This is a genomic window from Aquibaculum arenosum, from assembly GCF_029222965.1.
Taxonomy (GTDB): Bacteria; Pseudomonadota; Alphaproteobacteria; order Kiloniellales; family DSM-21159; genus Aquibaculum; species Aquibaculum arenosum.
Window position 1 is genome coordinate 142908 of the sequence record NZ_JARHUD010000003.1, and the last position, 22563, is coordinate 165470.

23 protein-coding genes are annotated in these 22563 nt (G+C 65.6%); 16 read left to right on the forward strand and 7 right to left on the reverse strand.

Annotated elements, in window-relative coordinates:
- Window positions 1-27 precede the first annotated feature (27 nt).
- The 3 genes from P2G67_RS05770 to wrbA form a co-directional block, all read right to left on the reverse strand.
- A complete protein-coding gene (locus P2G67_RS05770; RefSeq protein ID WP_275820944.1) occupies window positions 28-471 on the reverse strand; it encodes a universal stress protein in 444 nt (147 codons plus the stop codon).
- Window positions 472-563: 92 nt separating this feature from the next.
- The gene (locus tag P2G67_RS05775; RefSeq protein ID WP_275820946.1) at window positions 564-1547 is read right to left on the reverse strand and encodes a glutathione S-transferase family protein; all 984 of its coding nucleotides are present in this window, start codon (window positions 1545-1547) and stop codon (window positions 564-566) included.
- A gap of 49 nt (window positions 1548-1596) precedes the next feature.
- Entirely contained in the window at window positions 1597-2196 is a 600-nt protein-coding gene (wrbA, locus tag P2G67_RS05780; protein ID WP_275820948.1) for an NAD(P)H:quinone oxidoreductase, read from the reverse strand.
- 209 nt (window positions 2197-2405) lie between these two features.
- On the opposite strand from wrbA, the gene tsaB reads away from it, so the two are divergent.
- From tsaB to lnt, 11 genes are all read left to right on the forward strand, one after another.
- Window positions 2406-3116: a tRNA (adenosine(37)-N6)-threonylcarbamoyltransferase complex dimerization subunit type 1 TsaB gene (tsaB, locus tag P2G67_RS05785; protein ID WP_275820949.1), complete on the forward strand. Its 711-nt coding sequence runs from the start codon at window positions 2406-2408 to the stop codon at window positions 3114-3116.
- Window positions 3109-3579: a ribosomal protein S18-alanine N-acetyltransferase gene (gene rimI, locus P2G67_RS05790; RefSeq protein ID WP_275820951.1), complete on the forward strand. Its 471-nt coding sequence runs from the start codon at window positions 3109-3111 to the stop codon at window positions 3577-3579. The genes tsaB and rimI overlap by 8 nt, the downstream gene beginning before the upstream one ends.
- Window positions 3580-3773: 194 nt before the next feature.
- Window positions 3774-4181, forward strand: coding sequence for a Ros/MucR family transcriptional regulator (locus tag P2G67_RS05795; RefSeq protein WP_275820953.1), 408 nt, complete (start codon window positions 3774-3776; stop codon window positions 4179-4181).
- Window positions 4182-4506: 325 nt separating this feature from the next.
- The gene (locus tag P2G67_RS05800) at window positions 4507-4965 is read left to right on the forward strand and encodes a Fur family transcriptional regulator (protein ID WP_275820955.1); all 459 of its coding nucleotides are present in this window, start codon (window positions 4507-4509) and stop codon (window positions 4963-4965) included.
- A 79-nt stretch (window positions 4966-5044) separates the two neighbouring features.
- Entirely contained in the window at window positions 5045-5878 is an 834-nt protein-coding gene (locus tag P2G67_RS05805; RefSeq protein WP_275820957.1) for a GNAT family N-acetyltransferase, read from the forward strand.
- A gap of 4 nt (window positions 5879-5882) precedes the next feature.
- Window positions 5883-6761 carry a lysophospholipid acyltransferase family protein gene (locus tag P2G67_RS05810; protein WP_275820959.1) on the forward strand — a complete coding sequence of 293 codons (879 nt, stop codon included), beginning with the start codon at window positions 5883-5885 and terminating at the stop codon, window positions 6759-6761.
- A 90-nt stretch (window positions 6762-6851) separates the two neighbouring features.
- Window positions 6852-8270, forward strand: coding sequence for a tRNA (N6-isopentenyl adenosine(37)-C2)-methylthiotransferase MiaB (gene miaB, locus P2G67_RS05815; RefSeq protein ID WP_275820961.1), 1419 nt, complete (start codon window positions 6852-6854; stop codon window positions 8268-8270).
- Window positions 8267-9262 (forward strand): PhoH family protein, encoded by a 996-nt coding sequence (locus P2G67_RS05820; protein ID WP_275820963.1) that lies wholly within the window; start codon window positions 8267-8269, stop codon window positions 9260-9262. Before miaB ends, P2G67_RS05820 begins: the two co-directional genes overlap by 4 nt.
- The gene (gene ybeY, locus P2G67_RS05825; protein ID WP_275820965.1) at window positions 9259-9840 is read left to right on the forward strand and encodes an rRNA maturation RNase YbeY; all 582 of its coding nucleotides are present in this window, start codon (window positions 9259-9261) and stop codon (window positions 9838-9840) included. Before P2G67_RS05820 ends, ybeY begins: the two co-directional genes overlap by 4 nt.
- Window positions 9841-9869: 29 nt before the next feature.
- A complete protein-coding gene (locus P2G67_RS05830; RefSeq protein ID WP_275820967.1) occupies window positions 9870-10925 on the forward strand; it encodes a hemolysin family protein in 1056 nt (351 codons plus the stop codon).
- Entirely contained in the window at window positions 10922-12547 is a 1626-nt protein-coding gene (gene lnt / locus P2G67_RS05835; RefSeq protein ID WP_275820969.1) for an apolipoprotein N-acyltransferase, read from the forward strand. Before P2G67_RS05830 ends, lnt begins: the two co-directional genes overlap by 4 nt.
- Window positions 12548-12557: 10 nt before the next feature.
- Here the strand turns inward: lnt and P2G67_RS05840 are convergent, their stop codons facing one another.
- Together P2G67_RS05840 and P2G67_RS05845 are read right to left on the reverse strand one after the other, a co-directional pair.
- Complete coding sequence (locus P2G67_RS05840) at window positions 12558-13379, reverse strand: ABC transporter permease (protein ID WP_275820971.1); 822 nt, start codon at window positions 13377-13379, stop codon at window positions 12558-12560.
- Window positions 13376-14203: an ABC transporter permease gene (locus P2G67_RS05845; protein WP_322099659.1), complete on the reverse strand. Its 828-nt coding sequence runs from the start codon at window positions 14201-14203 to the stop codon at window positions 13376-13378. The genes P2G67_RS05840 and P2G67_RS05845 overlap by 4 nt, the downstream gene beginning before the upstream one ends.
- A 74-nt stretch (window positions 14204-14277) precedes the next feature.
- Between P2G67_RS05845 and P2G67_RS05850 the strand changes: the two genes are divergently transcribed.
- The 5 genes from P2G67_RS05850 to P2G67_RS05870 all read left to right on the forward strand — a co-directional run bounded on the left by P2G67_RS05850 (window position 14278) and on the right by P2G67_RS05870 (window position 18493).
- On the forward strand, window positions 14278-14865 hold the full coding sequence (locus P2G67_RS05850; protein WP_275820975.1) for a RecX family transcriptional regulator: 588 nt from the start codon (window positions 14278-14280) through the stop codon (window positions 14863-14865).
- 49 nt (window positions 14866-14914) lie between these two features.
- Window positions 14915-15994, forward strand: coding sequence for a PA0069 family radical SAM protein (locus tag P2G67_RS05855; protein ID WP_275820977.1), 1080 nt, complete (start codon window positions 14915-14917; stop codon window positions 15992-15994).
- 155 nt (window positions 15995-16149) lie between these two features.
- Complete coding sequence (locus tag P2G67_RS05860; protein WP_275820979.1) at window positions 16150-16329, forward strand: hypothetical protein; 180 nt, start codon at window positions 16150-16152, stop codon at window positions 16327-16329.
- Between the two features lie 276 nt (window positions 16330-16605).
- Entirely contained in the window at window positions 16606-17229 is a 624-nt protein-coding gene (gene rnhB, locus P2G67_RS05865) for a ribonuclease HII (RefSeq protein ID WP_275820981.1), read from the forward strand.
- A 226-nt stretch (window positions 17230-17455) separates the two neighbouring features.
- Window positions 17456-18493 carry a site-specific DNA-methyltransferase gene (locus P2G67_RS05870; protein ID WP_275821469.1) on the forward strand — a complete coding sequence of 346 codons (1038 nt, stop codon included), beginning with the start codon at window positions 17456-17458 and terminating at the stop codon, window positions 18491-18493.
- 66 nt (window positions 18494-18559) lie between these two features.
- Here P2G67_RS05870 and greA read toward each other — a convergent pair whose 3' ends face one another.
- The gene (gene greA, locus P2G67_RS05875; RefSeq protein WP_275820983.1) at window positions 18560-19036 is read right to left on the reverse strand and encodes a transcription elongation factor GreA; all 477 of its coding nucleotides are present in this window, start codon (window positions 19034-19036) and stop codon (window positions 18560-18562) included.
- Between the two features lie 80 nt (window positions 19037-19116).
- Entirely contained in the window at window positions 19117-22380 is a 3264-nt protein-coding gene (gene carB / locus P2G67_RS05880; protein WP_275820985.1) for a carbamoyl-phosphate synthase large subunit, read from the reverse strand.
- Between the last annotated feature and the right edge of the window lie 183 nt (window positions 22381-22563).

Below are 22563 nucleotides of genomic sequence, written 5' to 3' on the forward strand. Positions count from 1 at the left end.
CCGGAAAGTCGCACGAACAGATCCGCGCTACTTGACCGTCACAACCGTGCTCTTCGCGAGGCTGGCGACCTTGTGGCTGACCGAGCCGAGCAGGGCGCCTTCCAGGTCGCCCATGCCGCGGCTGCCCAGGACAATACAGTCGTAGCGGCCGCGATGTGCGAAATCGATGATGGTGCGCGCCGGATTGCCTGTGCGCACCTCGGTGCGGACGCCGCGCAGGCCCGTGGCCTCGGCCACGTCCTTGGCCTTCTCCAGATAGGATTCGGTGTAGTCGTCCAGCACGTACTGGGCTTCGCCCGAGAGATGCTCGAGTTCCAGAAAGCGCTTCACCGCCTTGGAGGGCTTGAGCTCCTTGGCCACGGTCAAAAACGTCAGGGGTGCCTCGAAGCGCTGCGCCAGGGCACAGGCCGACTCCGCCGCCCGCAGGGCGTGCTCGGAGCCGTCGATACAGCAGAGGATCTTGGAGAACATGAAACGCGCCTCGCGGGAGTGAGCCCCGCCCATAGCACTCGGCTAGAGGCGGGGCTGCTCCGAAAGCGCCCTGCTTTGACCAGGGGGCGCCGTCAGCCGCGCCCGTGCGGCGCCTCGAAGTCGAGCAGCGGACCCAAGGGCACGACACCCGTCGGGTTGATGGTGTCGTGGCTGCCGTAATAGTGGTGCTTGATGTGGTGGAAGTTCACGGTCTCGGCCACGCCCGGCACCTGATAGAGTTCCCGGGTGTAGGCCCAGAGATTGGGATAATCCACCAGCCGGCGCAGGTTGCACTTGAAGTGGCCGACATAGACCGGGTCGAAGCGCAGCAGCGTGGTGAAGAGGCGCCAGTCCGCTTCGGTCGGGCGATCTCCCACGAGATAGCGCTGCCGGCCCAGGCGAGCCTCCAGGTCATCGAGCGTCTCGAAGAGGTCGGTCACCGCCTCCTCATAGGCCGCCTGCGTCGTGGCGAAGCCGGCCTTATAGACGCCGTTGTTCACCCGGTCGTAGACCATCTCGTTGATCGCATCGATCTCCGAGCGCAGCGCCTGCGGATAGTAGTCGCCCGCATGCGCCCCGGCCTCATCGAAGGCTGAGTTCAGCATGCGGATGATTTCGGCCGATTCGTTGGACACGATCGTCTCGCGCTTCTCGTCCCAGAGCACCGGCACCGTCACTCGCCCGCTGTAGTCGGGCTTGGCGCGGGTGTAGAGCTGGTGCAGGAAATCGGCGCCGAAGAGGGGGTCGCCGGTGACGGCGCCGCTCGGGTCGTCATCGGTGCGGAATTCCCAGCCATTCTCCTTCATCCGCCAGTGAACGACGGATACCGGGATGGCGGACTCCAGGCCCTTGAGCTTGCGGAAGATCAGTGCCCGGTGCGCCCAGGGACAAGCCAGGGAGACATAGAGGCGATAGCGCCCCTGCTCGGCGGCAAAGCCGCCGCTCCCGGACGGGCCGGGACTGCCGTCCGGCGTGATCCAGTTGCGAAAAGCACTCTCGCTTCGCTCAAAGCGGCCGCCAGTGCTGTCCGTATCGTACCATTGATCATGCCATTTGCCGTCAATCAGCAGTCCCATAACGCATCCTTTTCTTTCCGGTCCTAAACCCGTCCCTTGGGTGAAAGGGTCAGCCGTGCAGCTTCTGCGCAATCTGCGCCACGTGACGGCCCTGGAAGCGTGCCAGGCTCAGTTCCTTCTCGCTCGGCTGACGGCTGCCGTCGGCGCCGGCGATGGTCGCGGCCCCATAGGGACTGCCGGCGCGCACTTCTGAGATATCGCTCAGTTCGGCGGCCGTATATGGAAGGCCAACGATCACGAGGCCGTGATGGACCAGCGTGTTCCAGGTGGACGTAATGGTGGTCTCGCTGCCGCCGCCGGTTCCGGTCGAGGTGAACACGCTACCGACCTTGCCCACCAGGGCGCCCTTGGCCCAATGGGCACCGGTCTGGTCCCAGAAGGTGCGCATCTGGCCAGGCATGTTTCCGAAGCGGGTCGGCACACCCAGGATGATGGCGTCGTAGTCGACGAGCTCGTCGACCGTCGCTTCCGGTGCCGGCTGGTCGAGCTTGGCGCCAATCTGCTCCAGCACGTCGCGCGACATGGTCTCGGGCGCGCGCTTGATCATGACCTCCGTGCCCTCGAGCGAGCGGGCGCCCTCGGCAACGGCATGAGACATTGTCTCGATATGGCCGTACATGGAGTAGTAGAGGACGAGGATCTTGGACATGAAGCATCTCCTTGTAGGTACTAGGCAGGCAATCCCCTGATCGCCGGCACGTTCCCCAAAGACATGATTGCTTCCCTGCTCAGTGCCAAGCCACACCTGATGCAATTGATTGTTTCTGATACCGAACCAATATGCGCAGACGTGCAGTAAGCCGCCGATGCGGCTAGAAAGCTGCAACTCTCAGATCGCCTAAGGCAAAAGCCTGTTTTATGCCCAACGCCCCCTTCACCCCATCTCCTGTGCTCGCCTTCGACTGCGCGGGCAGCAGTTGCTCCGCCGCCATCCTTGTCGGCGATCAGGTCCTGGCACAGCGCTTCGAGGCGCGGCGGCGCGGCCAGGCCGAACGCCTCCTGCCGCTGTTGCAGGAATGCCTGGCAGAAGCGGGACTGTCCTGGACCGATCTCGGACGTCTGGCCGTCACCCGCGGCCCCGGCAGCTTCACCGGGGTGCGCGTGGGCTTGGCCACCGCGCGGGCCCTGGCCCTCGCCAGTGGCCTGCCCTTGTTCGCCGTCGACGGCTTCCGCCTCTACGCTGCCATGACCACCCACTCACTCCCCGAGGCGACACGGCGCAATAGCGCGCTGGTGGTGGCGATCGACGCCCGGCGCGCCGACCTCTTCCTGCAGTGTTTCGATGCGCAAGGCCAGCCGCTGGCGGAGCCGCAATCGCTTCTGCCCGAGCAGGCCGCCGCACGTCTTCCCGCGGGGCCCTTGCTCCTGGCCGGTGACGGGGTGGAACAGCTCCTGCCGGCACTTACGGGTCGCGACTACCAGGTGGTGGAGGGCAGCGCGGCGGCCGACAGTGTGGCGCTGGCCCGTTTGGCCGCAAACCTGCCGCTGCCCCCGGCCGGCAGCCTGCCGCCAACCCCGCTCTACCTGCGCCCGCCCGACGTCAGCCTGCCGGGCAAGCCTCGTGCCTGAGCGTGGCGTTCGGCCGATTGATACCGCAGACCTGGGCGCCGCGGCGGTGCTGCACGCGCGCTGTTTTCCCCATGAGCCCTGGTCCCGGCCCAGCTTCGAGCAGCTGCTGGCTTCCCCAGGGGTCTGCGGCTGGCTAGCCCCTTCAAGCGAGCAGCTGGACGAAGCATCGCTCGCAGGCTTCATCCTCTTGCGGATCGCGGCCGACGAAGCGGAGGTCCTGACCTTCTGTGTCGCGCCGGAACAGCGCCGGGCCGGCCTGGGCAGCCGGCTGCTGACGACCGCTCTGCCCCGGCTGCGGCTTTTCGGCGCACAGCGCGTTCTGCTCGAGGTGGCCGAGGACAATGCCGGCGCGCTGGCACTCTACCGGCGCTTCGGGTTCGAAGAGGTGGGACAGCGGCCGAATTATTACAGCCGGGAAGGCGAAAGGGTGGATGCCCTGTTGCTCGCCTGTGACTTGCCGTAACGCCGTGATGCCCCGAGTATCCACAGCCACAGATTTCCCCGCTGCGAGGCGGTTTTTCTCCGCCCACTTCAAGCGCATGCATCTCCTTTCCTTAGCGATGCGAGGGACTACTTCCGGTATGCAAAAATAGTATTGCGTGCCTTGTCCCACTTATCTATATGCTCAGGAAGATTTCGTTTTCTTGGGAATGAGTAATGTCTGAACAGCCAAAGCCGAGTGAACTTCTCTCTCTGACCAGCAACATCGTCGCGGCCCATGTCTCCAATAACGCCGTGGCGCCTTCAGATGTGCCGGGACTGATCCGCGAAGTTTACGAGATGCTGGCCCAGGTGGGCTCTCCCGCCGAAAAGCAGGAAGAGCGCCCGGTTCCGGCCGTGCCGATCAAGAAGTCGATACATCCCGATTACTTGATCTGCCTGGAAGACGGCAAAAAGCTGAAGATGCTCAAGCGTCATCTGAAGACCGCCTACGACATGACCCCGGACCAGTACCGCGAGAAGTGGGGCCTTGGGCCAGATTATCCCATGGTCGCGGAGAACTACGCCAAGCAGCGCAGTCAGCTCGCCAAGGAGATCGGGCTCGGCCGACGCTCCAGCAAGTAGGTCCAGCAAAGAGGCCTTACCGCAGGCTGCGGTGTCGCGGCACGGACATGGGCCAGCCACAGACGGCCACGCCAGAGCCCATAACAGCTCACTGGCGTGGCCGCGTCGCATTGGCCCGCCCGCAAGTGCAGATCGCGGTCACTTTGGAACCCTTATGTTTCAGATTGAACGCGATCCGGTCTTGGGTCGGATTACCATTGCCCCGACACGCGATCTTGGCATTATAGGGTCAGCCGCGGCCGGGCTCGGCGGCCGGACGCAGGAGGCTGCACGGTCGCCCCGGCCAGGTGTTTGGTGTTGCAGCGTTAAAGTGACAGGTAGGGTGATGGCCGAACGGATTGAAGCCCTCTGCATCGAGCGCGGCCTGAAGATGACCGAACAGCGTCGGGTCATCGCGCGCGTTCTGTCGCAGGCACACGACCATCCCGACGTGGAGCAGCTCTATCAGAGAGCCGTGGAGATCGATCCCAAGATCTCGATTGCCACGGTCTATCGCACCGTAAAGCTCTTCGAAGAGGCTGGCATCCTTGAGCGCCATGAGTTCGGCGACGGCCGGTCGCGCTATGAGGAAGCCACCGAGGAACATCATGATCACCTGATCGACATGCAGTCGGGAGAGGTGATCGAGTTCATCAACGAAGAGATCGAGCGCCTGCAGGAAGAGATCGCGCGCAAGCTCGGCTACCAGCTGATCGATCATCGGCTCGAGCTTTACGGCGTTCGCCTGGAGGAGGCCGAGCGCCGACAGGCGCGCAACAAGCAGACCCCCAGCGACAAGTCCTGAGGATGTCCGCTCGACGACAAACTGGCGTGCCGCTTCGCGCCATAACCGAACGGACATCGGACGGGCGGAAGGCATCCCAATGAGTCACATCAGGCCCGACAGCGGGACCACCGATCGCCCGGTCGACGTGCGTGCGCGCACCTTCCGGATTCGCCTGGCCGAAAGCGAGGCCGAGGTGGCCGCGGCTCAAGAGCTGCGCTACCGGGTTTTCGTTGACGAGGTGGGTGCGAAGCCGAGCGAGGAAATGGCGCGCACGCGCCGCGAGTTCGATGCCTTCGACCCCCACTGCGACCACCTGCTCATCTTCGACCACAGCGAGGGCGAGCCGGGGCGGGTGATCGCCACCTATCGCTTCCTGCGCCGCGCGCAGGCCAAGCGTGCCGGGCAGTTCTATACCCAGGACGAGTACGACATCAGTAAGCTGCTGGATTACCCCGGCGAGATCATGGAGCTCGGCCGCTCCTGCGTCGACCGGGACTATCGAACCAGCGGAATTATGCAGCTGCTCTGGCGCGGCATTGCCGCCTACGTGCTGCATTTCAAGGTCGACCTGCTGTTCGGCTGTGCGAGCCTGCGCGGCACCGACGTGTCTTCGCTGGCGCAGCCCCTGGCCTACCTGCACCACCAACACCTCGCACCGTCGGATCTGCGGCCGCGCGCAGTCGAAGAGCGTTACGTCGACATGAACCTCATGCCCGCCGAGGCCCTGGATGCCAAGGCGGCGCTTCATTCCCTGCCGCCGCTGGTGAAAGGCTATTTGCGGCTCGGCGGTTTTGTGGGCGATGGCGCCGTGGTCGACCATGAATTTGGCACCACCGATGTCTGCGTGGTGGTGAAGACCGACGTCGTGACGGACAAGTACCGGCGCAATCTCACCCGGAGCGAAGCGGCAACGGAGACGGGAGAGGCCTGACACCATGGAAGGGGGCTACTCCTCGCCGCTGCGGGCTTTGCGTCGGACGCTGCTCTATCTCGGCTTTACCCTGGCCCTCATGCCGGTTCAGGCCTTCTTCCTGCTCTTCAGCACCCGTCTGGCCCGGGAGCTGCCCTATCGCTTTCACCGCCGCGGCTGCCGCCTGCTTGGCATCAAGGTGCTGGAAGTGGGCAAGGCCGTGCAGGAGCACCCGGTGCTCTATGTGGCCAACCACGTGTCCTACTTCGACATCCCCGTGCTGGGATCGCTGCTGCGCGCCTCCTTCATCGCCAAGGCGGAGATCGCCAGTTGGCCCTTCTTCTCCTGGCTCGCCAAGCTGCAGCGCTCGGTCTTCGTCGACCGCCGTCGCTCACAGACCGGAGGACAGCGTGACGAGATCGCTGCCCGCCTCGCTGCGCGCGACGATCTGGTACTCTTTGCCGAGGGCACCAGCAGCGACGGGAACCGCGTACTGCCCTTCAAGTCGGCGCTGTTTGCGGTCGCGGAGCGAGAAGTGGAGGGTGGTGAGCCCTTGACGGTTCAGCCCGTCTCCATCACCTACACGCGACTGGACGGCATGCCCATGGGCCGCTTCCTGCGTCCCTATTTTGCTTGGTACGGTGACATGAGCTTGCCGGGGCATGCATGGGAAGCCCTGGGCATGGGCATGGTCACCGTGGTGGTCCAGTTCCATGAGCCCGTAACCCTGCGCGACTATGGTTCGCGCAAGGCGCTGGCCGAGCATTGCCACCGGGTCGTGGCCCAGGGAGTCGCCGACGCCTTGGCGGGCAAAGTGGGCATACCGGAACGGCGTCGACTGGGCCTGCGGCGCGTGGCGCGGAAGTCTCCGACCACTCACCCGCCACAGCCGGCGGGCGGTTGAAGCGGATGAAGCGCCGCAAATTTTGTGCTAAACATTTTGAATAAGGGAGCAGGGCCGCGTGGCCCGCTTCCCGGATTGGCAGGACGGAGCGTGTCGAGCAAAAGAGTCTACATCAAGACCTACGGGTGCCAGATGAATGTCTACGACTCCGCCCGCATGGCGGACAGTCTGGCACCATTGGGCTATAGCCAGTGCGAGTCCGCCGAAGGCGCGGACCTCATCCTGCTGAACACCTGCCATATCCGCGAGAAGGCCAGCGAGAAGGTCTTTTCCGAACTGGGTCGTCTGCGCGCCCTGCAGAACGCCGCAGCCGAGGAGGGCCGCCGGCTCTTGATCGGTGTGGCCGGCTGCGTCGCCCAGGCCGAAGGTGAGGAGATCGTGCGCCGCGCGCCACAGGTGGACTTGGTGGTCGGGCCACAGACCTATCACCGCCTGCCCGGCCTGGTGACCCGTGCCTTGGCCGGGGAAGACCGCAAGGCTCTGGTGGACACGGAATTTCCGACTGAATCCAAATTCGATTTCCTGCCCGAGGAATCCGCCTCACCTGGCGCCGCGGCTTTCCTTTCCGTGCAGGAAGGCTGCGACAAGTTCTGCGCCTTCTGTGTGGTGCCTTACACGCGCGGCGCCGAGGTCTCCCGGCCTGTGGTGGATATCCTGGCCGAGGCCGAGCGCCTGGTGAAGGCTGGGGTGATCGAGATCACGCTGCTGGGCCAGAACGTCAACGCCTATCACGGTGAGGGGCCGGATGGACGTGAGTGGGGGCTCGGGCGGCTGCTGCGGCGCCTGGCGGAGTTCGAGGGGCTGGAGCGCTTGCGCTACACCACCTCACACCCGCGCGACGTGGACGCCGAGCTCATCGCCGCGCACCGCGACGAAGCCAAGCTCATGCCCTTCCTGCATCTGCCGGTGCAATCGGGCTCTGACCGCATTCTCGACGCCATGAACCGGCGGCACGACGCCGCCTTCTATCACCGTGTTGTGGAGCAGTTGCGCGAGGCGCGACCGGATCTCGCTCTGTCGAGCGATTTCATCGTCGGCTTTCCCGGGGAAAGCGACCGCGACTTCGGCGACACGCTGCGCCTCGTCACCGAAGTCGGCTACGCCCAGGCCTATTCCTTCAAGTACTCGGCCCGGCCGGGCACTCCTGCAGCCGGCGCTGCTCAGTCCGTGCCGGAAGCGGTCAAGTCCGAACGCCTTGCCATGCTGCAGCAGCTCCTGAACGAGCAGCAGCAAGCCTTCAACCGCAAGAGCGTCGGCCAACGGGTGCCGGTGCTGCTGGAACGCGCCGCCAAGCATCCGGGCCAGCTCGTAGGCCGCAGCCCCTGGATGCAGTCCGTCGTGGTCGAAGCGCCGGCGCGCCTGCTCGGTCATCTGGTGGATGTGGATGTGCTGGAAGCCCACCCCAACTCCCTGATCGGCCGCGTGGTCACCTTGAGCGAGGGCAATGACATGAATGTCGTAGAGCCGCCGCAATCGGCGGCGGGAGCAGCAACGAGGGCGATGGCTTGACCCGCGACGCACTGCAACTGCAGTTCGACGACAACTCCCTGCTGCCACTGCTGTTCGGCCAGCATGATGAAAACCTGACGCGCCTGGAGCAGCAGCTCGGAGTCAGCCTGGCCTCCTTCGGCAACAACGTCACCGTCACCGGGCCAGAAGACTCCCGCCAGGCTGCCGGCGAGGCCTTGGGCGCGCTCTATGAACGCTTGAAGAAGGGCATGGCCGTGGGCAATGCCGAGGTCGATGCCGCCGCCCGCATGGCGCTGAGCCAAAGCCGTGATGCCGGCCTTCAGGCCATGCACGGCAAGGAACTGGCTCTGGTCACCAAGAAGCGCCACGTGACTCCGCGCTCGGCGGGTCAGGTAACTTACCTGAAGGCGCTCTTTGCCAATGAACTGGTTTTCGGGCTGGGGCCGGCCGGCACCGGCAAGACCTATCTTGCGGTTGCCATGGCCGTGACTTGGCTGCTGAGCGGTAAGGTGGACCGTCTTATCCTCTCGCGCCCCGCCGTCGAAGCCGGAGAACGCCTGGGCTTCCTGCCGGGGGACATGAAGGAGAAGGTCGACCCCTATCTGCGGCCGCTCTACGACGCGCTGCACGATCTGATGCCGGGCGATCAGGTGATCAAGCGCTTGGAAACCGGGGAAATCGAGATCGCGCCGCTGGCCTTCATGCGTGGGCGTACCCTGTCCAACGCCTTCATCATCTTGGACGAGGCCCAGAACACCACGCCGACCCAGATGAAGATGTTCCTCACCCGCCTGGGCGAGAACAGCCGCATGGTGGTGACCGGCGATCTCAGCCAAGTCGACCTGCCGCGCGGCCAGCGTTCCGGCCTGCGCGACGCCGCCGACCTGTTGGCCGGCATCGACAGTGTGACCTTCGTGCAGTTCACAGACGCCGATGTGGTGCGCCACAAGCTGGTCACCCGCATCGTCCAGGCCTATGCCGCCCGCGACGCCGGGCTGGCGCAGGAGGCAGATCTCTTCGAACGACCATGACCACCGCTCCTTCAGGACGCCGTGGCGCCCAGGCGCCGGAACCACGCATCGCCGTACTTTGTGAGGCTCCCGCCTGGCGACGTGCCTTTCCCCGCCCCCTGACCCGCTTGCGACAGGCTGCGGCACTCACCCTGCGGCAGAGCGGTGCGCTCTCGCCTGCGGGCCGGGACGAGCTTTCGCTTTTGCTCACCGATGACGAAAGCCAGCAGGAACTGAACAGCCTGTGGCGCGGGCGCGACAGCTCCACAAATGTCCTGTCTTTCCCCGACGGCACGGCGCTGCCAGAGGGCGGGCGCTCGCTGGGCGATGTTTCCCTAGCCTTCGAGACCTGCCGCCGGGAAGCGCAAGAGCAGGGCAAGAGCTTGGCCGACCATGCCACCCATCTGGTGGTGCACGGGGTGCTGCACCTGCTGGGCCACGATCACGAGGAGCCAGGCGAAGCCGAGGCCATGGAGGCCCTGGAAGTGCAGCTGCTGGCGGAACTGGGCATCGCCGACCCCTATGCCGAGGGCGAGACCAGCGAGGCAGCTCAGGCTGTGACCGGGCGAGTGGAACCAACGAGCAGTGAAAGGCTATGATTCAACAGTTTGAAAGAGCAGGAGACGACGTGAACAGGTCCGAAGGCGAAGAGCCTCCGAGTAGCACCGTGGGCTCCCCCGGCACCTCAGGTCCTTCCGGCTCCAAGCCGGCGGAAACGGCGCCGCGCCCCGTGCCGGAGACGGAGCCCTCAGAGGAACATGAACGCGCGTGCAGAAACGGCGGGCGCAACGGCAAGGGCGAAGAGCCGGGAGCCCTCAAGCGTGCTGTGGGTTGGATCATGGGGCGCCTGCGCGGGCGCAACGGCGACAGCCAACAACTGCGCGAGACCCTGGAGGAGATCATCGGCGAAATCGAAGACCAGGACGATGAGGATGCGACGCCGATTGGCACCCATGAGCGGATGCTGCTGGGCAACATCTTCAAGCTGCGCCACCTCACGGCCTACGACGTGATGGTGCCGCGCGCGGACATCGTCGCCCTGCCCCTCGATGCCGATTTCGACCGGGTGCTGGAAACCATTGCCGAAGGCGGCCACAGCCGGTTGCCGGTTTTTCGCGAGTCCTTGGATGACATCGTCGGCATGGTTCATATCAAGGACGTGCTTGCGGTCAGCCGCCAGGGCAATGCCTTCCGTCTCGGCAACATCCTCCGGCCGGCGGAGTTCGTCGCGCCCTCCATGCGGGTGCTCGACCTGCTGCTGGACATGCGCCTGAAGCGCAGCCACCTGGCCCTGGTGGTCGACGAGTTCGGCGGCATCGACGGCTTGGTCACGGCGGAGGACCTGGTGGAGGAGATCGTCGGCGAGATCGAGGACGAGCACGACGTGGTCGAGGCGCCGAAGATGGCCTGGCGGCCGGATGGCACCCTGCTCGCCGACGCCCGTACGCCCATCGAGGACTTCGAAAAGCTGGTCGGCCCGATCCTCACCGAAGAAGAGCATGACGAGGATATTGATACGCTGGGCGGACTGGTGTTCTACATCGCGGGGCGCATCCCGGGGCGCGGTGAGCTGGTAGAACATGCCTCGGGTGTCACCTTCGAGGTGCTCCAGGCCGATCCCCGGCGCATCAAGCGCCTGCGCTTGCGCAACCTGCCTGCATTGCGCGAGGCCGGAGCAGGGTGACGAGGTCGGACGACCTGACACCTGCCTCACCCAGTCGGGTCAGGGGTCTGGAAGGCTTCGCCCAGCGTCTGGCGGGACTGTCGCCCTGGCGGCGGGCCGGCGTGGCGCTGCTTTGCGGCCTGCTGACGGCGACGGCACTGCCGCCGCTCTTCCTGCTGCCGCTGCTCATTCCCGCATTCACCAGCCTGCTCTGGCTGCTGGACGGCGCGCGCGACCGACGCCAGGCCTTTGCGCTGGGCTGGTGCTTCGGGCTGGGCTACTTCGCCGCCGGCCTCTACTGGGTCGGGATCGCCATGACGGTCGATCTGGCGCAGTTCGGCTGGTTCATGCCGGTCTCGGTGTTGGGACTGTCGGGCGGCCTGGCGCTCTTTACCGGTCTGGCCCTCTGGGCCGTCTGGCAGAGTGGGCTGCAGGGGCGTGCCCGGGTTTTGCTCCTGGCTCTTGTCTGGCTTGCGGCCGAGTTTGCCCGCTCGGTCTTGCTCACCGGCTTTCCCTGGAACCTGCTGGGTAGCGTCTGGAGCCTAGACCCGGCACCCTTGCAGATCGCAGCGGTCACGGGTGTCTGGGGCCTCACCGTCCTCACTCTGCTGGCCGCGGCCGCGCCGGCGGTGCTGGCCGGCACCGGCTGCCTGTCGCTGCGGCGTGGCTTGGGTTTCCTGGCGCTCTGCTGGCTGCTCCCGCTGCTGGCGCTGGGCTACGGCACGCTGCGCCTGGCCCAGGCGCCGAGCCCTGGCGAAGCGATACAGCCGGACGTGTCCCTGCGCCTCGTCCAGCCCTCGATCCCGCAGCACGAAAAATGGCAGGGCGAGCTGCGGCAGCAGCACCTGCAGGAGCATGTCCGCCTCTCCCGGCAAGCGGCACCAACGCCTCCGACCCACATCATCTGGGCCGAGACCGCCCTGCCCTGGTACCTCAATCATGAGCCGGCTTTGGCCGAGGCGCTGGGCGAGCTGGTACCGCCTGACGGCCTGCTGATCTCAGGCGCGCCCGCTTACGAAGAGACCGACAGCGGCGACCTGCAGGTCTACAACTCGATCTATGCCCTGGATGAGCAGGGCGAGACGCGGCTGCGTTACGACAAGTTTCACCTCGTCCCCTTTGGCGAATACCTGCCCTTGCGCGATTTTCTGGGCTGGTTCGGCATGGACAAGATCACCGCCGGCAGCATGGATTTTTCCTCCGGCCCCGGTCTGACGACGGCCGCGCTGCCCGGCCTGCCGCCGGCCAGCCTTTTGGTCTGCTACGAGATCATCTTCTCCGGCCGGGTCACGGCCACTGATGCCCCGCGCCCCCAATGGCTGCTGAACCTGACCAACGATGCCTGGTTCGGCCGCTCTTCCGGCCCGCATCAGCACTTCGCCAGCGCACGCCTGCGTGCCGTGGAGGAGGGGCTGCCGCTGGTGCGCGTCGCCAACAACGGCATCAGCGCCGTGGTCGATCCCTACGGCCGAACGCTGGTTCGTCTGGAGCAGGACGCGGTGGCCGCCGCCGATTCGCCACTTCCCACCCCACTGCCGCCCACGATCTATGCCCGCCTGGGCCGCTGGTGGGTGCCGATACTGCTCGTGCTTCTGGGGGCGGGCTGCCTGCTGACCCGCCGGGACGGCAAGGCAGCCGCCTGACGCGGCCCGGTCAGCTCTGCACCCGCCAACCGCGCCGCAGCAGGCGCCAGACCAACGCTCCCAGACCTATCGTCAGGACAAGCCCGAGGGCGAACCCGAACAGCGGCGACACCTCCGAAACGCCGGTGAAGCCACTGCGAAAGCCGTCGATCAGGTAGAAAACAGGATTGACCTGCATGATCCAGCGCGCGGTTTCCGGCAAGATCGCCGGCGTGAAGAAGCTGCCAGAGAGCATGCCCAGTGGCATGACCAGGAAGGTGTCGACCACCGCATAGCGATCCCACTTTTCCGCCCACATGCCGGTCAGAAACCCCAGCAGGGCGAAAAAGAGCGTGCCCAGAACCGCAAAGGCGAGCACCGGCAACAAGGCCGGCAGCGGAAGCGGCATGAACAGCGCCAGTACGAGCAGCACCGCGCTGCCGGTGATTAAGCCGCCGGTGGCCGCCGCGGCGACATAGGCGCAGAGAATCTCCGCCGGGGTCAGCGGCGCCATCAGGATGTCGCCAAGCATGCCCTCAAGCTTGTCGTAGAGCAGGCCGAAGGCCGCGTTCTCGAAGGCATTGTGGAAGAGTGCATAGCCCGCAATGCCGGGGGCCAGAAAGACCAGGGCCGACACCCCGGGCTGCAGCTGTAGACGATCCGGCCACGCCAGGGTGAAGACGGCAAGGAACAGCAGAGAGGAAATCAGGGCGCCGCCCAGGCTTTCCGGAGCGATGCGCAGGTAGCGCAGCAACTCCCGCCGGTAGAGCGCCCAGAGCGCCGGCCAGCCGATCCGCCCCCAGTTGCGCGGCGGCCGCCAGCCGGCGGGCTCAGGGAGAGCCTGCGGCTTCACGGCTTCAGCTTGTACCCGCTGGCCACCAGGCGGTAGGCCAGCGCCCAGAGCAGCAGATTGACAACCCCCACCAGGATGGCGCCGAAGATGAGATTGCCGTCATGCACACCGACGAGGCCAAAGCGCAGGCCGTCGATCAGGTAGAAGAAGGGATTGAAGTGGGCGACAAAGGACCACTCTTCCGGCAGGCGCTCGACCGAATAGAAGGTGCCGGACAGGAAGGACAGCGGCACGACGACGAAGTTGGTCACGGCTGCGATGTGATCGAACTTCTCTGCCCAGATGCCGCCGATCAAACCCAGGAGCGCCAGCATCAACGAGGCATTGAGCGCGTACCACAGCACCGCATGCGGCGCGTTCAGGCCGAGCGGCACGAAGGGCAGCATCGCCAGACCCGTCGCCAGCCCCACCAGCAGGCCGCGCGTCACACCCGCCGCGGCATAGGCCAGTGTGAACTCGAAGGTGGAGAGCGGGGGCATCAGAACATCTACGATGTTACCCTGCACCTTGGAGATCAGCACCGAGGAGGAGGTGTTGGCGAAGGAGTTCTGGAGCATGGTCATGGTGATCAGCCCCGGCGCCAGGAAGAGCGCATAGGGCAGGCCATGCACCACCATGGAGCCACGCCCCAGCGCCAGGGTGAAGATCGCCAGGAACAGCAGCGCCGTCACCACAGGCGCCATCACCGTCTGGGTAATGACGTTGAGGAAACGGCGCACCTCCTTCAGATAGAGGGTCCAGAGGCCGAGCCAGTTGATCTGGCCGAGTTGCCGCGGCGCCGGCGGCGTGGCCGCGGGCGGGGCAGACGGGTTGCTGTCGATCATGGCCTGGACATAACGCCGCATCTCCAGCGGAACAAGGCCGCTGGCGCCATGGGTCACTTGCAGGAGGCGCATGCATGTCGGACAAAGCCAAGACTCGCAGGCGCGCGCCCCGTAAGGCAACGCCCGACTACCTCGAACGCGCGGCCCTCTTCTACCTGGAGCGCTACGCCAGCTCCTCGTCCAGCCTGCGCCGCGTGCTGCTGCGCAAGGTGGCCCGCTCCGCCGAAGCGCACGGGACCGATCCAGCGGAGGGCGCGGCAGCAGTGGAGAGCTTGATCACCCGGCTGCAGGAACGCGGCCTGGTCAACGATGCCGCCTTCGCCGAATCGCGCGCCCGGGCTCTGCGGCGGCGCGGCGCCTCCGCGGCCGGCGTGCGCGCCCGCCTCGCAACCAAGGGGATTACCGGGGATCTGGCGCAGCAGGCGCTGGCAGCCGTGGCGCAGGAAACGCCGGGCGACGAGGAACTGGCCGCCGCGATTGCCTTTGCCCGCAGACGGCGCCTGGGCCCTTGGCGCGCCCCGGAACAGCGGGCGGAGCGGCGCCAGCGCGATCTGGCCGCCCTCGGGCGGCAAGGCTTCCCTGGCACCCTGGCCCGCCGCGTCATTGACGCCGAGGATCCGGAGGCGCTGGAGCAGCAACTTGCCGAGACGCGCGAAGACTGACGCGACTTCCGTATTGCGTTTGTTCTTGTTTTGAACCTATGCTGCGGACATGGACGAGCGGCGACCGGAACAGGCGATCAAGGGGCGCGGCGCGGTGGGCAATCCCACCGGCCGCTTCGAAGCCTACGAGCGCGAAGCCACCTGGGACGGCTGGTGGCTCGATCCCGAGGAACTGGAGGAGCGGCCCGCGACCAGCGTCCTGCCCGACGCCAGTCGCAGCATCCTGGCACGCAACGACAGCCCGGACGTGCCTTTCGAGCGCTCGATCAATCCCTACCGTGGCTGCGAGCACGGCTGCGTCTACTGCTTTGCCCGGCCCAGCCATGCTTACCTCGGACTCTCCCCCGGGCTGGATTTCGAAACCCGGCTCTTCGCCAAGCATCAGGCGCCGCAGTTGCTGCGCGAAGCCCTGCGCAAGCGTGGCTACAAGCCCTCCACCCTGGCGCTGGGCGCCAACACCGACCCTTACCAGCCGGTGGAGCGCAAGCTCGAGATCACCCGCGGCCTGCTGCAGGTGCTTGCTGAGGCCAACCACCCCGTCTCCATCATCACCAAGTCCGCCCTGGTCCTGCGCGACCTGGACATTCTCGCCCCCATGGCGCGCGAGGGCCTGGTGCGGGTCTGTCTCTCGATCACCACGCTGGACGGCACGCTGGCGCGCATTCTCGAGCCCCGCGCGGCGCAGCCGAAACGGCGACTGGAGGCCCTGCGCCGGCTTACAGAGGCCGGAGTGCCGGTGGCCGTGCTGGCTGCGCCCATGATCCCGGCCATCAACGACATGGAGATGGAAGCCATTCTCGAAGCCGGCGCCGAGGCCGGGGCGGACCGGGCCTCCTGGATCCTTCTGCGCCTGCCGCGGGAACTGGGCCCGCTGTTCAAGCAGTGGTTGGAGGCGCATTTTCCGCAGCGCAAGGCAAAGGTTCTGAACCTGCTGCGCGACACCCGCGGCGGCGCCCTTTACGACGCGCGTTTCGGCAGCCGCATGCGCGGCGAAGGGCCCTACGCCTTCCTTCTCGCCCGGCGATTTTCCCTAGCTTTGCGCCGGCTGGGTCTGGACAAACGCAGTTGGGATCTCGATATAAGTCGCTTCAAAGCACCAGGCCCCGAAGGGCAGATGACCCTGTTTTAGTCTTCCATTTGAAAGACTTAGCCGCTAGGGCAGATCGGTTATTCGCAGAACGCAATGCTGCGCTGCGATATGATGCTTTGATGACACATGAATCTTCTTTATATACCGAAGCCATCCACGAATGATCCGTATGGCAAGGGCTTGGGAGAGATCCGATGGCCAGAAATCGCAGTGAGACAGTCAAGAAGCCGGAGAGCGACCGTCCGCACGTCTCCAAGACGCGCAAGTGTCTGATGTGCCGCAACGAGTTCCGCTCTCAGTGGTCGGGCGAGCGCATCTGCCCGAATTGCAAGCAGACCCAGGCCTGGAGCGACGGGCACGGGATGGCGGCGTGACCCGTTAAGGGTCGGGGCCGGCGGATGTGCCGTCGCTGCAAATTGCCGCGACACATCCGCCGGCCTGAAGTCGCAAGACCGGATCGCATTCCATCTGATCCAACCGGATCCAGGTTGAATGCGATCCGGTCTTTTTCTTGCGCAAAGAGGGAGAGGCACGCACCAAATCCGAACCCCGGCGGGTGACTCAGATTTGATGTGATCTGCTCTATGCCGTTGAACGCGGCAGACCGCTGCAGTATCGCTGGGGCCGGAGAGGCCGCGAGAGCAGACGGAATGCCGGACGATCGCTACGAGATCGAATTGGGCGCCCTTCATGGGCGCCTTGTCGTTGGTGTGGACGAGGTGGGCCGCGGCCCCCTGGCTGGACCGGTGACAGCGGCAGCCGTCGTTCTGGATCTCAAGGCGCTGCCGCAAACGCTGCGTCGGGACCTGCAGGATTCCAAGAAACTCACGGCCCGGCGCCGCGAAGAGCTTGCTGCAGCCATCCCCGATTACGCCGCGACCGCCATCGCCAGCGCAACGCCGGCGGAAATCGACGAGATCAACATTCTGCAGGCCAGCCTGCTGGCCATGCAGCGGGCTGTGGCCGCCCTGCCTGTGGTGCCCGAGGCGGCCTTGATCGATGGGCTGCAGGCCCCGGCGCTGCCTTGCGAGCATCGCTGCCTGGTCGGCGGAGACGATCTGAGCTGGTCCGTCGCCGCCGCCTCGATCCTGGCCAAGGTGGCGCGCGACGCCGAGATGGAAGACCTCGCCGAAGCCTTTCCCGGATACGGCTGGGAGCGCAATCGCGGCTATGGCACCGCAGAGCATCGCCGCGCCCTACTAGATCTAGGGCCTTGCCTGCATCACCGGCGCTCTTTTAGTCCCATACGTCAACTTTCTCTCCCAAATGCCTGAGTCCGCTCAAGAATCTTGACCCGGAATCCCGGTCGTAGGATGCTGCACACCATGCAGATGGCCTAGGGGCCTTTGATCGGGGGTAGAGACTATGGCGGGTGTGACCAAGGCTTCGGCGCGGGCAGCGGCAAGAAAACGTGCCGCATCCCAAGGGGGAAAGGAAGCCGGAGCGGCGGCATTGGACGCGGCGCTGGACCGGGTGCTGGAGGGCGATTGCGTCGAGCTGATGCGCAGCCTGCCCGACGCTAGCGTCGACGTGATCTTCGCCGACCCGCCCTACAATCTGCAGCTCGGTGGCGAGCTGCACCGGCCCAACAACAGCCGGGTCGACGGCGTCGAGGACAGCTGGGACCGTTTCGACGACCTGGCCACATACGACGCCTTCACCCGGGCCTGGCTCGCCGAGGCGCAGCGCCTGCTCAAGCCGGATGGCACACTCTGGGTCATCGGCAGCTATCACAACATCTTCCGGGTCGGCGCGGCGCTGCAGGATCGTGGCTACTGGATCCTCAACGATGTGATCTGGCGCAAGTCCAACCCCATGCCCAACTTCCGCGGCCGGCGCTTCACCAACGCGCACGAGACGCTGATCTGGGCCGCGCGTTCGCAGGAGTCACGCTACACCTTCAACTACGAGTCCATGAAGGCGCTGAACGACGATCTGCAGATGCGCAGCGACTGGTACATTCCGATCTGCAGCGGCGGCGAGCGCCTGCGTGATGCGGAGGGACGCAAGCAGCATTCGACCCAAAAGCCGGAGGCCCTGCTGCACCGCGTGTTGCTCGCTTCGACACGGCCGGGGCAGTTGGTGCTGGACCCCTTCTTCGGCAGCGGCACCACCGGCGCCGTGGCCAAGCGCCTGGGGCGGCGCTGGATCGGGCTGGAGCGTGACAACGACTACGCCCGCATCGCCCGCGAGCGCATCGCCCGCGTCGAGCCCCTGACCGACCCCAGCCTCATCGAGATCAAGCCTAAGCGCGAAGCGCCGCGGGTGCCCTTCGGCTGGCTGGTGGAGCGTGGCTTGCTGGAGCCGGGCACCCTGCTCTACGGTCCCGGTCGCCGGCACTGCGCCAAGGTGCGCTCCGACGGCACGCTGATCGCCAGCGGGCCGGAAGGCGATCACCGCGGCTCGATCCACCAGGTGGGCGCCGCCCTGCAGGGCGCGCCGGCGTGCAACGGCTGGTCCTTCTGGCATCTCGATGTGGAAGGCCGCGCCGTGCCCATCGACGTGTTGCGCCAGAAACTGCGTGCGGAGATGGAATGACGCCGATCCTGCCAAGCCTGGGCCTGGCGAAACCATACCCGGGCCAGCAGATCAGTAATCCGTGGCTCAAACGTATTGGACGTTGAGGATTTCGTAGGCCTTGGTGCCCTTGGGGGTGGTGACCTCGACGGAATCGCCCACGGCCTTGCCAATCAGCGCCCGGGCAATGGGCGAGGTGACGGCGATGCGGCCGGCCTTCACGTCGGCCTCGGTCTCACCCACGATCTGGTACTGGGTTTCCTGGTCGGTGTCCTCATCGACCACGCGCACCGTGGCGCCGAACTTAACCGTGTCGCCCGACAGCTTTGTCGGGTCGATCACCTGCGCACGGCTGATCCTGTCCTCAAGCTCGGCCACGCGGCCCTCGATGAAGGATTGGCGCTCACGCGCGGCGTGGTACTCGGCATTCTCCGAGAGGTCACCGTGCTCGCGTGCCTCGGCAATGGCCTTGATCACCTCGGGCCGCGCAACGGTCTTGAGGTGACGCAATTCTTCTTCCAGCCGGGCAAAGCCTTCGGCTGTCATGGGAAATTTTTCGCTCATCGCCCTTCGGAAACCCTCCTGGCAAGCGTGCCGACCCTTTGGGGTGGCCGAAAAAACGTGCGTTCCGACCGCAGGGGCGGTCAGAACGCTCCTTTAAAGTATGACTGAAGCGGAGCCACTTCAAGCAGCCCGCCACGCGCGGCGCTAATCGCCTGTACCGCAGCCTCCGCCCCCGCCATGGTCGTATAGTAGGGCACGGAGTTCGTCAAAGCGCTGCGGCGAAGCGAGAAGGAATCCGCCACAGCCTTGCGATCTTCCGTGGTGTTTATCACAAGTTGGACGTCGCCGTCGATCATCCGGTCCACAACGTGAGGTCGATTGCCGTCACGCACCTTATGGACGAACTCGGCCGCAATGCCTTGCGACTCCAGATATGCAGCCGTCCCTGCAGTGGCTATGACCGAGAAGCCAATCTCGATGAGCTGGCGCGCCAGCTGGGCCGCGAAGGGTTTATCGCCATCCTTCACGGAGATGAAAACGCGGCCCTCGGACGGCAGTTTGACGCCGGCGCCGAGCTGTGACTTGAGAAAGGCCCGGGCAAAGTCCCGGTCGATGCCCATCACCTCACCGGTGGACTTCATCTCCGGTCCCAGCACCACGTCGACGCCAGGGAAGCGCGCGAAGGGGAAGACCGCTTCTTTCACCGCAACATGCTCGCGCTTGGAGCGGGCAAGGTTGAAGTCGGCAAGCTTGGCCCCGGCCATGACCTGGGCGGAAATCTTGGCGATGGGCACGCCGGTCGCCTTGGCCACGAAGGGCACGGTGCGGCTGGCGCGCGGATTGACCTCCAGGATGTAGATCTCCGAGCCCTGCACCGCGAACTGCACGTTCATCAGCCCGACGACGCCCAGGGCAAGCGCAAGCTGCGCCGTCTGCCGCTCGATCTCCTCGACGATCTCCTGCGAGAGCGAATAGGGCGGCAGGGAGCAACCGCTGTCTCCGGAGTGGATGCCGGCTTCCTCGATGTGCTCCATGATGCCGGCGACGAAAACGTCTTTTCCGTCACAGACGGCATCCACATCGACCTCGGTGGCATCGCGCAGGTAGGAGTCGATCAGCACCGGGTTGCGCCCGGAAACCTGGACCGCCGTGGCGATGTACTGCCGCAGCTCTGTCTCGTCATGGACGATCTCCATGGCCCGGCCGCCCAGCACGTATGAGGGGCGCAGCAGCACCGGATAGCCGATGCGCTCGGCTTCCGCCACCGCCTCCTCCAGGGAGCGCGCCAGGCCGTTGGCCGGCTGCTTGAGGCTCAGTTCTTGCAGCAGCGCCTGGAAGCGCTCGCGGTCCTCGGCCCGGTCGATGGCATCGGGCGCCGTGCCCAGGATCGGCAGGCCGGCAGTCTCCAGGGCCTGGGCCAGCTTCAACGGCGTCTGGCCACCAAATTGCACGATGACGCCCTTCAGCGTCCCGCGCGATTGTTCCAGGCGGCCTATGGCCAGCGTGTCCTCGACCGTCAGGGGCTCGAAGTAGAGGCGATCCGAGGTGTCATAGTCGGTGGAGACGGTTTCCGGGTTGCAGTTGACCATGATGGCCTCGAACCCGGCTTCCTTCAGGGCATAGGCGGCATGAACACAGCAGTAGTCGAACTCAATGCCCTGGCCGATGCGGTTCGGACCGCCACCCAGGATCATCACCTTCTCGCGCTCGCTGGGCTCCGCCTCGCACTCCGGCTCGCGCCAGTCGTGGCCCTCGTAGCAGGAGTACATGTAGGGCGTGGGCGAAGGGAACTCCGCGGCACAGGTGTCGATGCGCTTGTAGACCGGCTGGACCCCCACGCTGAGCCGTGCGGCCTCGACGGCAGCCTCCGTTTGCCCGGTCACCGCAGCAAGGCGGGCGTCGGAGAAGCCCATGGACTTGAGGCGCAGCAGGGCTCGCCGCTCCCGGGGCAGGCCGTCGCGACGCAGTCCGGCCTCCGCATCCACCAGTCCGGCGATCTGGCGCAGGAACCAAAGGTCGATCTGCGTGGCGCGGTGAATTTCCTCCACCGAGAGCCCGTAGCGCATGGCCTGGGCCACAGCCAGAAGCCGCTCCGGCACGGACTGTGAGAGGTAGCCCAGGACGGCCTCGCGGTCGACCTGGCCCTCCTCATCGAGGGCGCCGGGGATCACCACCTCATCCAGGCCGCTGAGGCCGGTTTCCATGGAACGGAAGGCCTTCTGCAGCGACTCCTGGAAGGTGCGGCCGATGGCCATGGCCTCGCCCACCGACTTCATGGAGGTCGAGAGCAGCGCCTGGGTGCCCTTGAACTTCTCGAAGGTGAAGCGCGGCATCTTGGTAACGACATAGTCGATGGTCGGCTCGAAGGACGCCGGGGTCACCTTGGTGATGTCGTTGTCGAGTTCGTCCAGGGTGTAGCCGACCGCCAGCTTGGCGGCGATCTTGGCAATGGGGAAGCCGGTCGCCTTGGAGGCGAGCGCCGAGGAGCGCGAGACCCGGGGGTTCATCTCGATCACCACCATCTCCCCAGTGGCGGGATCGACGGCGAACTGCACGTTGGATCCGCCAGTCTCCACCCCGATCGCCCTGAGGCAGGCAATCGAGGCATTGCGCATGATCTGATATTCCTTGTCGGTCAGGGTCAGCGCCGGGGCCACGGTGACGGAATCGCCCGTGTGGATGCCCATAGGGTCGATGTTCTCGATGGAGCAGACGATGATGCAGTTGTCCGCCTTGTCGCGGACCACCTCCATCTCGTACTCCTTCCAGCCCAGCACCGACTGCTCGATCAGCACCTCGCTGGTCGGGCTCGCCCGCAGCCCGTTCTTGACGATCTCGACATATTCCTCGCGGTTGTAGGCGATGCCGCCGCCGGTGCCGCCCAGCGTGAAGGACGGCCGGATGATCGCCGGCAGGCCGACGAAGTCGAGCGCGTCCATGGCCGCATCGAAGCTGGTGATCATGCGCGAGGCCGGGCTCTTCAGGCCGATGGCGTCCATGGTCTCGCGGAAGCGCTGCCGATCCTCGGCCTTATCGATCACATCGGCATCGGCGCCGATCATCTCGACGTTGTAGCGCTCCAGGATGCCCAGTTCGGCGAGCTTCAGCGAGGCATTGAGCGCGGTCTGGCCGCCCATGGTGGGCAGCAGTGCATCGGGTCGCTCGCGCGCGATTACCTTCTCCAGGAACTCCGGCGTGATCGGCTCTACATAGGTGGCATCCGCCAGCCCGGGATCGGTCATGATCGTCGCCGGATTGGAGTTCACCAGGATCACCCGGTAGCCCTCCTCTCGCAGCGCCTTGCAGGCCTGAGCTCCGGAATAGTCGAACTCGCAGGCCTGTCCAATGACGATGGGGCCGGCACCGACGATGAGAATGGACTGGATGTCGTTACGCTTGGGCATGCGGGCACTCTGACTGGGCGCACGGACCTACTCGGGGCCCGACGCGCAGGGGTTCACGAGGATCTTACATGGCGACTGTCTGCTGAAGCATGGTTTCTGCCAGAAGCAAGCGGGTAAGGAAAGCGCGAAGGGGAAAGGCGGCTACTCCGCAAGAATTGACGCCAAAGCTTGCAGCCGGTCCCA

Excerpts from the sequence above, each read along its gene's own strand:
- carB (WP_275820985.1), bottom strand. The coding sequence starts at position 22,380 with ATGCCCAAGCGTAACGACATCCAGTCCATTCTCATCGTCGGTGCCGGC.
- P2G67_RS05810 (WP_275820959.1), top strand. The coding sequence starts at position 5,883 with ATGGAAGGGGGCTACTCCTCGCCGCTGCGGGCTTTGCGTCGGACGCTG.
- P2G67_RS05860 (WP_275820979.1), top strand. The coding sequence starts at position 16,150 with ATGGCCAGAAATCGCAGTGAGACAGTCAAGAAGCCGGAGAGCGACCGT.
- tsaB (WP_275820949.1), top strand. The coding sequence starts at position 2,406 with ATGCCCAACGCCCCCTTCACCCCATCTCCTGTGCTCGCCTTCGACTGC.
- P2G67_RS05845 (WP_322099659.1), bottom strand. The coding sequence starts at position 14,203 with ATGATCGACAGCAACCCGTCTGCCCCGCCCGCGGCCACGCCGCCGGCG.
- P2G67_RS05800 (WP_275820955.1), top strand. The coding sequence starts at position 4,507 with ATGGCCGAACGGATTGAAGCCCTCTGCATCGAGCGCGGCCTGAAGATG.
- P2G67_RS05870 (WP_275821469.1), top strand. The coding sequence starts at position 17,456 with ATGCGCAGCCTGCCCGACGCTAGCGTCGACGTGATCTTCGCCGACCCG.
- P2G67_RS05795 (WP_275820953.1), top strand. The coding sequence starts at position 3,774 with ATGTCTGAACAGCCAAAGCCGAGTGAACTTCTCTCTCTGACCAGCAAC.
- greA (WP_275820983.1), bottom strand. The coding sequence starts at position 19,036 with ATGAGCGAAAAATTTCCCATGACAGCCGAAGGCTTTGCCCGGCTGGAA.
- P2G67_RS05855 (WP_275820977.1), top strand. The coding sequence starts at position 14,915 with ATGGACGAGCGGCGACCGGAACAGGCGATCAAGGGGCGCGGCGCGGTG.
- P2G67_RS05850 (WP_275820975.1), top strand. The coding sequence starts at position 14,278 with ATGTCGGACAAAGCCAAGACTCGCAGGCGCGCGCCCCGTAAGGCAACG.
- P2G67_RS05770 (WP_275820944.1), bottom strand. The coding sequence starts at position 471 with ATGTTCTCCAAGATCCTCTGCTGTATCGACGGCTCCGAGCACGCCCTG.
- rnhB (WP_275820981.1), top strand. The coding sequence starts at position 16,606 with ATGCCGGACGATCGCTACGAGATCGAATTGGGCGCCCTTCATGGGCGC.
- ybeY (WP_275820965.1), top strand. The coding sequence starts at position 9,259 with ATGACCACCGCTCCTTCAGGACGCCGTGGCGCCCAGGCGCCGGAACCA.
- P2G67_RS05775 (WP_275820946.1), bottom strand. The coding sequence starts at position 1,547 with ATGGGACTGCTGATTGACGGCAAATGGCATGATCAATGGTACGATACG.
- wrbA (WP_275820948.1), bottom strand. The coding sequence starts at position 2,196 with ATGTCCAAGATCCTCGTCCTCTACTACTCCATGTACGGCCATATCGAG.
- P2G67_RS05805 (WP_275820957.1), top strand. The coding sequence starts at position 5,045 with ATGAGTCACATCAGGCCCGACAGCGGGACCACCGATCGCCCGGTCGAC.